Raw genomic sequence first — 16,205 nt, forward strand, 5'->3', positions numbered from 1 at the left:
GTGTCTGAGAACTCTTCGGTTCGGCACGGTCTGACCAGCGCCCAGCACGAGGTGTGGCTCGCGCAGCAGCTGGACCCGCGCGGCGCGCACTACCGGACCGGGTCCTGCCTGGAGATCGACGGGCCGCTGGACCACGCGCTGCTGAGCGCGGCCCTGCGGCACACCGTGGCCGAGACGGAGACGCTCTGCTCCCGCTTCCTCACCGACGAGGAGGGCCGGCCGTACCGCGCGTACTGCCCGCCCGCGCCGGAGGGTTCGGACGCCGTCGAGGGCCCGGACGGGGTGCCGTACACCCCCGTGGTGCTGCGCCACATCGACCTCTCCGGCCACGAGGACCCCGAGGGCGAGGCCCAGCGGTGGATGGAGCGGGACCGTGCGACGCCGCTGCCGCTCGACCGGCCCGGCCTCAGCAGCCACGCCCTGTTCACGCTCGGCGGCGGCCGGCACGTGTACTACCTGGGCGTCCACCACATCGTCATCGACGGCACCAGCATGGCCCTGTTCTACGAGCGGCTGGCCGAGGTCTACCGCGCGCTGCGGGACGGGCGCGAGGCCCCGGCGCACTCGTTCGGGGACACGGACCGGATGGTCGCCGGTGAGGAGGCCTACCGCGGCTCGGCGCGGCACGAGCGGGACCGGGCCTACTGGACCGGCCTGTTCGCCGACCGCCCCGAGCCCGTCTCCCTCACCGGCCGGGGCGGCGCCCGGGTGCTCGCGCCGACCGTGCGGAGCCTGACCCTCGGCCCGGAGCGCACGGGCGTGCTCGGCAGCGCCGCCGACGCGACCGGCGCGCACTGGGCGCGCGTGGTGATCGCCGGCGTGGGCGCCTTCGTGCACCGGATGACGGGCGCCCGGGACATCGTGGTCTCCGTGCCGGTCACCGGCCGCTACGGCGCGGGCGCCCGGGTGACGCCCGGCATGGTCTCCAACCGGCTGCCGCTGCGGCTGGCCGTGCACCCCGGCGACAGCTTCGCGCGGGTGGTCGAGAACGTGTCCGCGGCGATGAGCGGCCTGATGGCGCACAGCCGCTACCGCGGCGAGGACCTCGACCGCGAGCTGGGCGGCTCCGGGGTGTCGGGACCCACCGTCAACGTCATGCCGTACATCAGGCCGGTGGACTTCGGCGGGCCGGTCGGCCTGATGCGCAGCATCAGTTCGGGCCCGACGGCCGACCTGAACATCGTGCTGTCCGGCACCCCCGAGGACGGGCTCCGCGTCGACTTCGAGGGCAACCCGCAGGTGTACGGCGCCCGGGACCTGGACTCGTTGCAGGAACGCTTCGTCCGGTTCCTGGCCGAGCTGGCGGCCGACCCCGCGGCCGGTGTCGACGACGTGGCGCTGCTCACGCCGGACGAGCGGGACCTCGTCCTCGACGGGTGGAACGACACCGTGCGCGAGGTGCCCGCCGCGACGCTGCCCGACCTGCTCGCCGCGCGGGCCGCGCGCACCCCGGACCACGAGGCCGTCGTGTTCGAGGGCACCTCGCTGACCTACGCCGAACTGGACGCCCGCGCCGAGCGGCTGGCCGCCGCGCTGGCCGCCCGGGGCGCCGGTCCGGAACGCTTCGTCGCGGTGGCCGTGCCACGGTCCGCCGAGCTGGTCGTGGCGCTGGTCGCGGTGGTCAGGGCGGGCGCGGCGTACGTGCCGGTCGACCCCGGCTATCCGGCCGACCGCATCGCGCACATCCTGCGGGACGCGGGCGCGATGCTCGTCCTGACCACGCGCGAGGCCGAGGAGCGGCTGCCGCAGGACGGCACGCCCCGGCTGCTCCTCGACGACCCGGCCGCCTCCCCGGAGCCCGCCGCCACCGCGCCGACGACGGCGCCCGCCCCCGACCACCCGGCCTACGTCATCTACACCTCGGGCTCCACCGGCCGCCCCAAGGGCGTCGTGGTCTCGCACCGGGCGATCGTCAACCGCCTGGCCTGGATGCAGGACACCTACGGCCTGGAACCGTCCGACCGGGTGCTGCAGAAGACGCCCTCCGGCTTCGACGTGTCCGTGTGGGAGTTCTTCTGGCCCCTCGTCCAGGGCGCCACCCTGGTCGTCGCCCGGCCCGAGGGCCACCTGGACCCCGCCTACCTGGCCGACACCGTCCGGCGCGCGGGCGTGACCACCCTGCACTTCGTACCGTCGATGCTCGACGTGTTCCTGCGCGAGCCGTCCGCGGCCGCGCTGAGCGGCCTGCGCCGGGTCTTCTGCAGCGGCGAGGCCCTCTCGGCGGAGCTGCGCGCCCGCTTCCGTGCCGTGTCGGACGTACCGCTGCACAACCTGTACGGGCCCACCGAGGCCGCCGTCGACGTGACGTACTGGCCGTGCTCCGAGGACACCGGCGACGGGCCGGTGCCGATCGGACGCCCGGTGTGGAACACCCGGATGTACGTGCTGGACGCCGCGCTGCGCCCGGTCCCGGCCGGCGTGCCCGGCGAGCTGTACATCGCCGGCGTGCAGCTGGCCCGCGGCTACCTGGGCCGCCCCGGCCTCAGCGCCGAACGCTTCACCGCCGACCCGCACGGGGCGCCCGGCAGCCGGATGTACCGCACCGGCGACCTCGCGCGCTGGAACCACGACGGCAGCCTCGACTACCTCGGCCGCGCCGACCACCAGGTCAAGCTGCGCGGCTTCCGGATCGAACTCGGCGAGATCGAGGCGGCGCTGGTGCGGCAGCCGGAGGTCGCCCAGGCCGCCGTCGTCCTGCGCGAGGACCGGCCCGGCGACCAGCGGCTCGTCGGCTACACCGTGCCCGCGCCGGGCGCGGAGGCGGACGCCGCGCTGCTCACCGCGCGCCTGCGCGAACTGCTGCCCGGCTACATGGTGCCCGCCGCCTTCGTCACCCTGCCCGAGCTGCCGGTCACCCCGAACGGCAAGCTCGACCGCAGGGCCCTGCCCGCCCCCGCCCGCACCGAGCGCTCCGCCGGGCGGGCCCCGGGCACCCCGGGCGAGGAGCTGCTGTGCGCGCTCTTCGCCGAGGTGCTCGGCGTCGACGAGGTCGGCGTCGACGACAGCTTCTTCGAACTGGGCGGCCACTCCCTGCTCGCCACCCGGCTGATCAGCCGCATCCGCGCCGCGGCCGGCGCGGAGGTGCCGATCCAGCGGGTCTTCGAGTCGCCGAGCGTGGCGGAGCTGGCCCCGGCGCTGGCGGAGACCGGGCGGGCCCGCGCGGCGGTCACCGCCCGGCCGCGTCCCGAACGGCTGCCGCTCTCCTTCGCGCAGCAGCGCCTCTGGTTCATCCACCAGTACGAGGGACCCTCGCCGCTGTACAACATCCCGGCGGCGCTCCGGCTGACCGGCGAGGTGGACGAGGCCGCCCTGTCTGCGGCCGTCGGCGACGTGGTGGCCCGGCACGAGAGCCTGCGCACGGTCTTCGCCGAGGACGCACACGGGCCCCACCAGGTGATCCTCTCCCCCGAGCGGGCCCCGTCCCGCCTGGAGACGCTGGACAGCGCCCCGGAGCGGCTGACCGACGACCTCGCGCGCACCGCCCGGCACCGCTTCGACCTCACCCGCGACGTGCCGCTGCGGGCCACGCTCCTGCGGGTGGCGCCCGAGGACCACGTCCTCCTCCTCGTGCTGCACCACATCGCGGGCGACGGCTGGTCGCTGGCGCCCCTCGCCCGTGACCTGGGCGCCGCCTACGCCGCCCGGTCGGCCGGTACGGCCCCCGACTGGGCGCCGCTGCCGGTGCAGTACGCCGACTACACGCTCTGGCAGCGCGAACTGCTCGGCACCGGCGGCGACGAGGCCGGGAGTGCGGGTGGCGAGGGCGCCCGGCAGCTCGCGCACTGGCGGGAGGCGCTCGCCGGGCTGCCGGAGCGGCTGGAGCTGCCCACCGACCGTCCGCGTCCCGTGCGCCGCGACAACTCCGGCGCCCGCCTCGACCTGACGGTGCCCGCCGCCCTGCACCGCTCACTGGCCGCGCTGGCCGGCGAGACGCGGACCAGCGTCTTCATGGTGCTCCAGGCCGCCCTCGCGGGGCTGCTGACGCGGCTCGGCGCGGGTGAGGACGTGCCGATCGGCTCGACCATCGCCGGCCGCACCGACGCGGCGGTGGAGAACCTGGTCGGGTTCTTCGTCAACACGCTGGTGCTGCGCACCGACACCAGCGGCGACCCGACCTTCCGCGACCTGCTCGGCCGCGTCCGCGAGCGCGGCCTGGCCGCCTACGCCCACCAGGACCTGCCCTTCGAGCGGCTCGTCGAGGCGGTCAACCCCGACCGGGCCACCTCCCACCACCCGCTGTTCCAGGTGATGCTGACCTTCGACACCACCCAGCAGGACGCCCTGGGCGAGCTGGGGCGGCTGCCCGGGATCAGCACGTCGCTGCTGCCGGTGCACACCGGGCTGTCCCGCTTCGACCTCGTCCTCGCCTTCGACGAGCGGCGGGACGCGGACGGCGGGCAGGCCGGTCTCGACCTCGCGGTGGAGTTCAGCACCGAACTCTTCGACGCGGGGACCGTGCGCACGCTCACCGAGCGGCTGCTGCGGCTGCTCACGGCGGTCGCCGCCGACCCGGGCCTGCGGCTGGGCGACGTCGACGTGCTCGTCCCCGGCGAACACCGCGACCTGCTGGTGACGGCCAACCGGCCGGACGGCGCCCCCGCTTCCTCCTCGCCCGTCACCGCCACGCTGCCCGAGCTGTTCGAGCGGCAGGCCGCCCGGCACCCGGGCCGCACCGCGCTGACCTTCGAGGGCACCTCGCTCTCCTACGCCGACCTCAACGCCCGCGCCAACCGCCTGGCCCGGCAGCTGACGGCGCGCGGCATCGGCCCCGACGCGCTGGTCGCCCTCGCCCTGCCGCGCTCGCCCGAGCTGGTCGTGGCGCTGCTCGCGGTGGTCAAGTCGGGCGCCGCCTATGTGCCGTTGGACCCGGGCTACCCGGCCGACCGGCTCGCCCACGCGCTGTCCGACTCCGCGCCCGCGGCCCTGCTCACCGACCGCGCCACCGCCGACCGGCTGCCCGCCCACGAGGTGCCCCGCATCGTCCTCGGCGAGGCGGCCGGCCACCCGTACCCCGCCACCGACCTGACGCAGGGCGAGCGGGTCCGGCCCCTCGACCCCGCGGACACCGCCTACGTCATCTACACCTCCGGCTCGACCGGCCGCCCCAAGGGCGTGGCCGTGCCGCACCGCAACGTCGTGCGGCTCTTCTCCGCCACCGAGCACTGGTTCGGCTTCGACGAGCACGACGTGTGGACGCTGTTCCACTCGTACGCCTTCGACTTCTCGGTGTGGGAGCTGTGGGGTCCGCTGCTGCACGGCGGCCGGCTCGTCGTCGTCCCGCACGACGTGAGCCGGGACCCCGCCGCGTTCCTCTCCCTGCTCGCCCGCGAGCGGGTCACCGTCCTCAACCAGACGCCGTCCGCGTTCCATCAGCTGGCCGCCGCAGACCGCGAGAGCCGCGACGAACTCGCTCTGCGCACCGTGGTGTTCGGCGGCGAGGCCCTCGACCTGTCCCGGCTGGCCGAATGGTACGAGCGGCACGCCGAGGACGCGCCGGCGCTGGTCAACATGTACGGCATCACCGAGACCACCGTGCACGTCTCGCACTTCGCCCTGGACCGCGCCACCGCGGCCGCCGCGTCGGCGAGCACGATCGGCGTCAACATCCCCGACCTGCGCGTCTACGTCCTCGACGACCGGCTTCGTCCCACCCCGCCCGGCGTCACCGGCGAGATGTACGTGGCCGGCGCGGGACTGGCCCGCGGCTACCTGGGCCGCCCGGCGCTCACCGCGGACCGGTTCCCCGCCGACCCGTACGCCGCCCTGTTCGGCGAGCACGGCACCCGGATGTACCGCACCGGCGACCTGGCCAGGCGCCGCACCGACGGCGGCCTGGACTACCTGGGCCGCGCCGACCAGCAGGTGAAGATCCGCGGCTTCCGCATCGAGCCCGGCGAGATCGAGGCCGTGCTCGCCGCGCACCCCGCCGTCGACGACGTGGCCGTGGTGGCGCGCGAGGACGTCCAGGGCGACCCGCGGCTCGTCGCGTACGTGGTCACGGGCACCGACACGACCGCCCGCGCGCTGCACGACCACGCCGCCGGTCACCTGCCCGACCATATGCTGCCGTCGGCGTTCGTCACCCTGGACGTGCTGCCGCTGACGCCCAACGGCAAGCTCGACACCAAGGCGCTGCCCGCCCCCGCCCACGCGGGGCAGGTCACCGGACGCGCCCCGCGCGGCCCGCGCGAGGAGATCCTGTGCTCGCTGTTCGCCGAGGTGCTCGGGGTGCCCCGGCTGACCGTCGACGACAGCTTCTTCGACCTCGGCGGCCACTCCCTGCTCGCCACCCGGCTGGCCGCCCGCATCCGCAGCACCCTCGGCGTCGAACTGTCCGTGCGGCGGCTGTTCGAGAGCCCGACCGTGGCCGGGCTCTCCGCCGTCCTCGACGGGGCCGAGCGGGCCGGGACGGCGCTGACGGCGGGGGCCCGCCCGGAGCGGCTGCCCCTGTCGTACGCCCAGCAGCGGCTCTGGTTCCTGCACCAGCTCGAAGGCCCCTCCCCCACCTACAACATCACCGGCGCGCTGCGGCTGACCGGTGCCCTCGTCCCGGAGGCGCTGCGCGCGGCCTTCCAGGACGTCGTCGTACGCCACGAGAGCCTGCGGACCGTCTTCACCGAGGACGCGCAGGGCGCCCGGCAGACCGTCCTGGACGCCGCCGGAGTGCGCTTCGACCTGCCGGTCACCGACCTCACCGAGGATCTGCTCGGCCCCCGTCTCGAAGAGGCCGCCCGGCACTGCTTCGACCTGACGGCCGACATCCCGGTCCGCGCGGAGCTGTTCCGGCTCGCCGCGGACGAGCACGTCCTGCTGCTGATGGTCCACCACATCGCCGGTGACGGCTGGTCCCTCGGCCCGCTGGTCCGCGACCTGGCCGCCGCCTACACCGCCCGCACGGCCGGCCACGCCCCCGACTGGGCGCCGCTGCCCGTGCAGTACGCGGACTACACCCTGTGGCAGCGGGCCTCGCTCGGGGACGCCTCCGACGGCACCAGCCCCGCCGGCCGCCAGCTCGCGCACTGGAAGCAGGCCCTGGCCGGGCTGCCCGACCGGCTCGAACTGCCCGCGGACCGGCCGCTGCCCGCGGTCGCCTCGCACCGCGGCGGCCGGGTCCCGCTGACCGTCCCCGCCGACCTGCACCGGGGCGCGGCGGAGCTGGCCAGGGAGTCCCGCACCAGCGTCTTCATGGTGCTCCAGGCGGCCCTGGCGGCCCTGCTGACCCGGCTGGGCGCGGGCGACGACATCCCCCTGGGCACACCGGTGGCGGGCCGCGGCGACGACGCCGTGGACCAGGTCGTCGGCTTCTTCGTCAACACCCTGGTGCTGCGCACCGACACCAGCGGCGACCCCACCTTCCGGGAACTCCTCGACCGGGTGCGGGACGCCGACCTGAGCGCCTACGACCACCAGGACCTGCCCTTCGAGCACCTGGTGGACGTCCTCTCGCCGACCAGGTCGCTCTCCCACAACCCGCTCTTCCAGGTGCTGCTCAGCCTGGACACCACCCAGCAGGACGCCCTCGCCGCGCTCGCCACCACCGGCCTCGGCGTGAGCCTCCTCGACGTGACCACCGGCGTCGCCAAGCTGGACCTCGCCCTCGAACTCGCCGAGCACCGCGACGCCGACGGTGCCCCCGCCGGGCTGGTGGGCGCGGCCGAGTACAGCGCGGACCTGTTCGACGAGGGCACGGTCGCACTTCTGGTGGAGCGCTTCCTGCGGCTCCTGGACGCGCTGGTCGCCGATCCGGGCCGCCGCATCGGCGACGTGGACGTGCTCAGCGCCCGGGAACTGGACCGCGTCCTGGTCGAGTGGAACGACACCGCCCGCAGGCCGGTCGACCGCACCTTCGCCGACCACGTCGCCCGGCACGCGGCCGAGCGCCCGGACCACCTCGCCGTGGAGTCCGCCGACGGGACCCTGACCTACGGCGAGCTGAACGAGCGAGCCAACCGGCTGGCCCGCCGCTTCCTCGAACTGGGCGCCGGCCCGGAGCGGTTCGTGGCGGTTGCCCTCCCCCGTTCGGCGGACCTGGTCGTCTCGGCGCTCGCCGCGTTCAAGGCGGGCGCGGCCTACCTGCCCGTCGACCCGGCCTACCCCGCCGAGCGGATCACCCACCTCGTCCGGGACGCGGCCCCCACCCTCGTCGTCACCACGTCCGCCCTGGCCGCCGGCCTCCCGGACACGGGAACGCCCGTCCTCCCGCTCGACGACGCCGGGACGGTGACGGCCCTCGCCGCGCTCCCCGGCCACGACGTCACCGACGCCGACCGGCCGTCCCCGCTGCGTCCCGAGCACCCCGCGTACATGATCTACACCTCGGGAACGACGGGCCGCCCCAAGGGAGTCGTCGTCACCCACACCGGGCTGCCCGGCCTCGTGGACATCTTCACCCGCGACTGCGCGGCGGGCCCGGGCAGCAAGGTCCTCCAGCATCTCTCGCCGAGCTTCGACGCGTCGTTCTGGGAGCTGGCGATGGGCCTGCTCACCGGCGCCGCCCTGGTCGTGGCACCGCCGGAGACCACGCCGGGACCCGAACTGGCCGAGCTGGCGACCCGGCACGCGGCGACCCACCTGAGCCTGACGACCTCCGTCCTCGGGCTGCTGCCGGAGGGGTCGCTGCCCGACGGGCTGACCCTCGTCGTGGGCGCCGAGGCGATCCCGCCCGAGCTGGTGGAGCGCTGGTCGCCGGGCCGGACGATGCTCAACTCCTACGGTCCCACCGAGACCACGGTCTGCTCCACGATGAGCGGGCCGCTGTCCGGCCCCCTCACCCCGCCCATCGGCTCCCCCGTCACCAACAGCGCCGTCTACGTGCTGGACGCGGCCCTGCGCCCCGTCCCGCCCGGCGTGCCCGGTGAGCTGTACGCCGCCGGACCGCACCTGGCCCGCGGCTACCACGCCCGCCCCGCCCTGACCTCCGAGCGGTTCGTGGCCAACCCCTTCGGCGACCCCGGCACCCGCCTCTACCGCACCGGCGACCTGGTGCGCTGGCTGCCCGACGGCGAGCTGGAGTACCTGGGGCGCGTCGACACCCAGGTCAAGATCCGCGGCCTGCGGATCGAGCCCACCGAGATCGAGGCGGTCATCACCGAGCGCCCGCACCTGGCACGGGCGGCCGTGATCGTCCGCGAGGACCGGCCCGGCGACCGGCGGCTCGTGGCCTACGTCGTGCCCGAGCCCGGCCGCACCGTCGACACCGCCGCGCTCCGCGCCGAACTGCGCGAGACCCTGCCCGACCACATGATCCCGACCGCGTTCGTCGTGCTGGACGCGCTGCCGCTGACGATCAACGGCAAGCTGGACCGCAAGGCGCTGCCCGCCCCCGACTACTCCGCCCGCACCTCCGGCCGGGCCGCCCGCGACCCGCGCGAGCGGCTGCTGGTCGACCTGTTCGGCGAGGTCCTCGGCGTGGAGTCGCCCGGCGTGGACGACGGCTTCTTCGACCTGGGCGGCGACAGCATCCTCTCCATCCAGCTCGTCGGCCGCGCCCGCGCGGCGGGCCTGGTCCTGTCCGTGCGGGACGTCTTCGAGCACCAGACGCCCGCCCTGCTGGCCCGGTCGGCCGCCGAAACGCCCGGCCCGGACGACTCCGCGCGGGACTCCGACGTCCCGGCGTACGGTCCGGCGCCGCGCACCCCGATGATGGGCTGGTTCGCCGATCTCGGGTCCGGCAAGGCCGAGTTCAACCAGTCTTTGGTCCTGCGCGTGCCCGCCGCCCTCGACTTCGACACGCTCGGCGCCGCGCTGCGGGCCGTGCTCGACCGCCACGACGCGCTGCGCATGCGGGTGGCCGACGACTGGACCATCGAGATCCCGGAGCCGGGCTCCGTGACACCGGCCGACTGCCTGGTCCGCTTCGACGCCGTACGCCTCGACGAGTCCGCCGTGCGCGCCGCGGTCACCGAGCAGGCGTGGGCGGCCCGCGCCCGCCTGGCCCCCGCCGACGGCATCATGCTCCAGGCCGTCTGGCTCGACCGGGGCGCCGCCCAGGACGGCCTGCTCGTCCTGGTCGCCAACCACCTGGTCATGGACGGCGTCACCTGGCGCCTCCTCATCCCCGACCTGGCGGCCGCCTACGCCGGCGACGCCCTCGCCCCCGTGGGCACGCCGTGGCGCCGGTGGGCGCTGGCCCTGACCGACCTGGCCGCACAGCCGCGGACCGAGAACGAGCTGGACCACTGGCGTGCGGTACTCGGCGACACCCCGCGCGCGCTGCACGTGGACCCCGCGCGGGACACCCACGCGACCGCGGGCGAGATCACCGCCGAACTCGACGCGGACACCACCGAGGCCCTGCTCACCCGGGTCCCCGGCGTCTGCCACGCGACCATCAACGACGTGCTGCTGAGCACCTTCGCCCTGGCCGTCGCCCAGTGGCGGCACGGCCGCTCCGAGGACCCCGCCGCACCCGTCGTCGTGGACCTGGAGAGCCACGGCCGCCACGAGGAGGCGGTCCCGGGCGCCGAACTCAGCCGCACCGCCGGATGGTTCACGTCGATGTATCCGGTCCGGCTGGCCCCGCCCGCCCTCTCCGGCGACGCCGGATCGGCGATCCGGGCGCTGAAGGCCGTCAAGGAGCAGCTGCGCGCCGTACCGGGCGACGGCCTCGGCTACGGCCTGCTGCGCCACCTCAACCCGCGCACCCGGGACGCCCTCGCCGCGCTGCCCGTCCCGGAGTTCGGCTTCAACTACCTGGGTCAGATCGGCCAGGAGGGAGTCGACGAGGCTCCGTGGACCATCGAGGGCGGCGACGTCGCCGGTATCGACGGTGCCATGCCACTGGCCCACCCCGTGGACGTCAACGCCGTCGCCCGGGAGACCCCCGACGGCACCCGGCTGCGCGCACGCTGGACCTACTCCCGCACCGAGTTGGAGCCCGAGGACGCCCAGCGGCTGGCCGACGCCTGGTTCCGGATGCTGCGCCACCTGGTCGAGGAGGCCCGGCAGCCCGGCGCGGGCGGCCTCACCCCCTCCGACATCGCCCACCCCGCGCTCGCCCAGGACGAGATCGAGCACCTGGAGGACGTCCTCCCCGGCCTCCAGGACGTCCTGCCCCTCGCCCCGCTCCAGGAGGGCTTCCTCTTCCTCAACCTGTACGACGAGTCCGCCCGCGACGTCTACGTCGGCCAGCTCTCTTTCGACCTGGAGGGCACCTTCGACGGCACCCGGATGCGCGCGGCGGCCCACGCCTTGCTGCGCCGCCACGCCAACCTGCGGGCCGGGTTCCGGCAGACCGGGTCCGGCGCGTGGGTGCAGGTGGTCCCCGCCGACGTCGAACCGGACTGGAGCGAGTACGACCTGACCGACCGCGCCCAGGACGCACGTGACGCGGAGGCCGGACGGCTGGCGGCCGCAGACCGGGAACGCCGCTTCGACCTCACCAGCCCGCCGCTGATGCGCTTCACGGCGATCCGCCTGTCCGCCGACCGCGTCCGCCTGGTGATGACCAACCATCACATTCTGCTCGACGGCTGGTCCATGCCCCTGCTCTGGCAGGAACTGACCGAGCTGTACGTCTCCGGCGGCGACCCCGTGAGCCTGCCCCGGGTTCGCCCGTACCGCGACTACCTGGCCTGGCTCGACGCCCGCGACCGGGACGCTGCCCGGACCGCCTGGCAGGAGTCCCTGGCGGACCTCGACGAGACCACCCTCCTCGCCCCGGACGCCGGCCCGGCCGAGACGGCCCCCTTGAGCGTCCCGTTCGGCCTGGACGATGACGCCACGGCGGCCCTCTCCGCGTGGGCACGGCGCCAGGGCGTGACCATGAACACCGTGGTCCAGGGCGCCTGGGCACTCGCCCTGGCCCAGGCCACCGGACGCGACGACGTCGTCTTCGGCGCCACCGTCTCCGGCCGCCCGCCCGAGCTGCCCGGCGTCGAGTCCATGATCGGCCTCTTCATCAACACCCTGCCCGTCCGGGCCCGCCTCGACCACGCCGAGCCCCTGGGCGCCCTCTTCCGCCGTCTCCAGGCCGAACAGGCCCGCCTCCTGGACCACCAGTGGGCCGGACTCGCCGACATCCAGCGCTGGGCCGGACACGGCGAACTCTTCGACACCGCCATGGTCTTCCAGAACTACCCGGTGAGCGCCGACACGACGAGCCGCCAGCTCGACGGGCTGCGGGTGGCCGGTTTCGACGCGGTCGAGAGCACGGACTTCGCCGTCAACCTCGTGGCCCACACCCGCGACGACAGCCTGCGGCTGCGCCTCGACCACCGCGCGGACACCTGCTCCGGCGACCTGGTCCGCTCGCTGGCGAACCGGATGCTGCGCGTCCTGGAGACCCTGATCTCCGACTCGGACCTGCCCGTCGCCCACCTGGACACCCTCGACCCGGCCGACCGGGAGCGGGTCCTGGTGGAGTGGAACGGAGCACGGACCGAGCTTCCCGGGACGCCGCTGCACGAACTGATCAGCGAGCAGGCCGGGCGGACGCCGGACGCGGTCGCCGTGGTGTGCGATTCCGGGTCCCTGACCTACGCCGAGCTGGACAGGCGCGCCAACCAACTCGCCCGGCACCTGCTCGAACAGGGCCTGGGCGCGGAGGACTTCGTCGCGATCGCACTGCCGAAGTCGCTGGACGCGATCACCAGCATGCTGGCCGTACTGAAGACCGGCGCCGCCTACCTGCCCATCGACCCGGACTACCCCGCCGAGCGCATCAGCTACATGCTCGACGACGCCCAGCCCGCCCTGACCCTCACCGAGCCCATAGCGGCCGCCGCGTACAGCGACCAGCCCAGCGGCCAGATCACGAACGCCGAGCGCCGTAGCCCGTGGTCACCGCGCCACGCGGCCTACATGATCTACACCTCCGGCTCCACCGGCCGCCCCAAAGGCGTCGTCATCGAACACCACGCCCTCGCCACTTACCTCCACCGAGCCCGCACCACATACAGCGCCATGAACGGCGTCACCGTCCTGCACTCACCACTCGCCTTCGACCTCACCATCACAGCCCTGTGGACCCCCCTCACCGCCGGCGGAACCGTCCACCTCACCACCCTGGAAGACACCACAACCCAGCCCAGCCTCATCAAAGCCACCCCCAGCCACCTCCCCCTCCTCACCAACCTGCCGGAGACGGCGTCCCCCTCCCACACCCTCATCCTCGGCGGGGAGGCCCTCCACACCGACCACCTGGCCACCTGGCGCAACCAGCACCCCGACGTCCAGATCATCAACGCCTACGGCCCCACCGAATCCACCGTCAACATCACCGACCACCACCTCAACGAAGACACACCCGACGGCCCCGTCCCCATCGGACGCCCATTCGCCAACACCCAGGTCTACGTCCTCGATTCGGCTCTACGTCCTGTAGCCCCCGGTGTCACCGGAGAGCTGTACCTCGCCGGTGAGCAGTTGGCCCGCGGCTACCTCGGCCGCTCCGCACTGACCTCGGAACGCTTCACCGCCAACCCCCACAGCCCCACCCCCGGCGCACGCATGTACCGCACCGGCGACCTCGCCCACTGGAACCACCAAGGCCACCTCGTCTACGACGGACGCGCCGACCACCAGGTCAAACTCCGCGGCCACCGCATCGAACTCGGCGAGATCGAAGCCACCCTCACCACCCGGCCCGGCATCACCCAAGCCACCGTCCAACTCCGCGAGGACCAGCCGGGAGACCAGCGCCTCGTCGCCTACGTGGTCGCCACCGACTGGGACGAGAACACCGTCCGGGACACACTGGCTCACGCCCTGCCCGACTACATGCGCCCCTCCGCCTACGTCACCCTCGACGCCCTCCCCCTCACGCCCAACGGCAAACTCGACCGCAAAGCCCTGCCAACCCCCGACTACGCGGCCTCCTCCACCGGACGCGCCCCCCGCACCCCCCGCGAAGAGATCCTCTGCACCCTCTTCGCCGAAGTACTCGGCGTCGACCAGGTCACCATCGACGACAACTTCTTCGACCTCGGCGGACACTCACTCCTCGCCACCCGCCTCGTCAGCCGCACCCGCACCGCACTGCACGTCGAACTCTCCATCCGGCAGCTCTTCGAGACGCCGACCGTGGCGGGTCTGGCCGGTGCCCTCGACACGTCGGGCTCCGTCCGTACCGCGCTCACCGCGAAGCCGCGCCCCGAGCGGATCCCGCTCTCCTACGCCCAGCAGCGCCTGTGGTTCCTGCACCAGCTCGAAGGGCCCTCGGCGACCTACAACACCGTGCTCACGCTGCGGCTCGACGGCACGCTCGACGTGGAGGCCCTGCGCGCGGCGATCGGTGACGTCGTCGCCCGGCACGAAAGCCTGCGGACGGTCTTCACCGAGGACGAGCAGGGCGCGTATCAGATCGTGCTGCCCGTGGAAGCCGCCTCGACGCCCTTCACGGTCGTGGACGTGGCCGAGGCGGAGGTCGGCGTCCGGCTCGACGAGGCCGTCGGCCACCGCTTCGACCTCGCGCAGGAACTGCCCGCGCGCACCTCGCTCTTCCGGGTGTCGGAGCGGGAGCATGTGCTGCTGCTCCTCATCCACCACATCGCCAGCGACGCCTGGTCCCGGGCTCCCCTGGCCCAGGACCTCACCGCCGCCTACGCGGCCCGTGTCCGGAGCGAGGCGCCCGCGTGGGCTCCGCTCTCCGTCCAGTACGCCGACTACGCGCTCTGGCAGCAGGAGATCCTCGGCGACGAGACCGACGCCGACAGCCTCGCGGGACGACAACTCTCCTACTGGCAGCGGCAACTGGCCGGCCTGCCCGAGCAGCTCGACCTCCCCACCGACCGGCCGCGACCGGCCGTCGCGGGGTACTCGGGCGACCGCGTTCCGTTCACCGTGCCCGCGGAGCTGCACACGCGGCTGACGGAACTGGCGCGGGCCACCAACACCAGTGCGTTCATGGTGATCCAGGCGGCCGTCGCGGTCCTGCTCACGCGTCTCGGCGCCGGTGAGGACATCCCGATCGGCACGCCCGTCGCCGGGCGCACGGACGACGCGGCCGACGACCTGATCGGGCTCTTCATCAACACGCTGGTCCTCCGCACGGACACGGCCGGCGATCCGACCTTCCGCCGCCTTCTCGACCGCGTGCGGGACACCGACCTCGCCGCCTACGCGCACCAGGACCTCCCCTTCGAGCGCCTGGTCGAGGCTCTGAACCCGACCCGTACGCTGTCCCATCACCCGCTGTTCCAGGTTTTGTTGACCTTCAACAACACGGACCACGAGGGCGCGCTGAAGGACATCGCCGGTCTTCCGGGGCTCGCTGTCACGCTCCGGGAGGTCCAGCGGACGTCTTCCAAGTTCGACCTCTCCTTCGGGTTCGCGGAGTCCTTCGACGCGTCCCGCCGACCGCAAGGCATCGACGCGGCACTGGACTTCAGCACGGAACTCCTCGACCGCGGCTCCGCCCAGGCGATCGCGGACCGGTTCCTCCGGGTACTGGAGGCCGCCACGACGGCTCCGGACCAGCCGATCGGCGCCATCGACCTGATGGACGCGGTCGAGCGGGAGCGGGTCCTGGTGGAGTGGAACGGAGCACGGACCGAGCTTCCCGGGACGCCGCTGCACGAACTGATCAGCGAGCAGGCCGGGCGGACGCCGGACGCGGTCGCCGTGGTGTGCGATTCCGGGTCCCTGACCTACGCCGAGCTGGACGGGCACGCCAACCAACTCGCCCGGCACCTGCTCGAACAGGGCCTGGGCGCGGAGGACTTCGTCGCGATCGCACTGCCGAAGTCACTGGACGCCATCACCAGCATGCTGGCCGTACTGAAGACCGGCGCCGCCTACCTGCCCATCGACCCGGACTACCCCGCCGAACGCATCAGCTACATGCTCGACGACGCCCGGCCCGCCCTGACCCTCACCGAGCCCATAGCGGCCGCCGCGTACAGCGACCAGCCCAGCGGCCAGATCACGAACGCCGAGCGCCGTAGCCCGTGGTCACCGCGGCACGCGGCCTACATGATCTACACCTCCGGCTCCACCGGCCGCCCCAAGGGCGTCGTCATCGAACACCACGCCCTGGCCACCTACCTCCACCGAGCCCGCCGGACCTACAGCGCCATGAACGGCGTCACCGTCCTGCACTCACCCCTCGCCTTCGACCTCACCATCACAGCCCTGTGGACCCCCCTCACCGCCGGCGGCACCGTCCACCTCACCACCCTGGAAGAAACCACAACCCAGCCCAGCCTCATCAAGGCCACCCCCAGCCACCTCCCCCTCCTCACCAACCTGCCGGAGACGGCGTCCCC

Annotated in this window: 1 protein-coding gene (cut by a window edge); it reads left to right on the forward strand. The window is 73.9% G+C overall.

Features of this window, described 5'->3' with window-relative positions; translation table 11 throughout:
* Window positions 1-16,205, forward strand: partial view of a non-ribosomal peptide synthase/polyketide synthase gene (locus OIE75_RS15810; protein ID WP_329471266.1) — the 5' portion only. The gene runs 5,641 nt beyond the window's last position; 16,205 of the gene's 21,846 nt are visible here — the first part of the coding sequence; its start codon is at window positions 1-3; the stop codon falls past the right edge of the window.

Origin of the sequence: Streptomyces sp. NBC_01723 (assembly GCF_036246005.1) — a bacterium.
GTDB lineage: Bacteria > Actinomycetota > Actinomycetes > Streptomycetales > Streptomycetaceae > Streptomyces.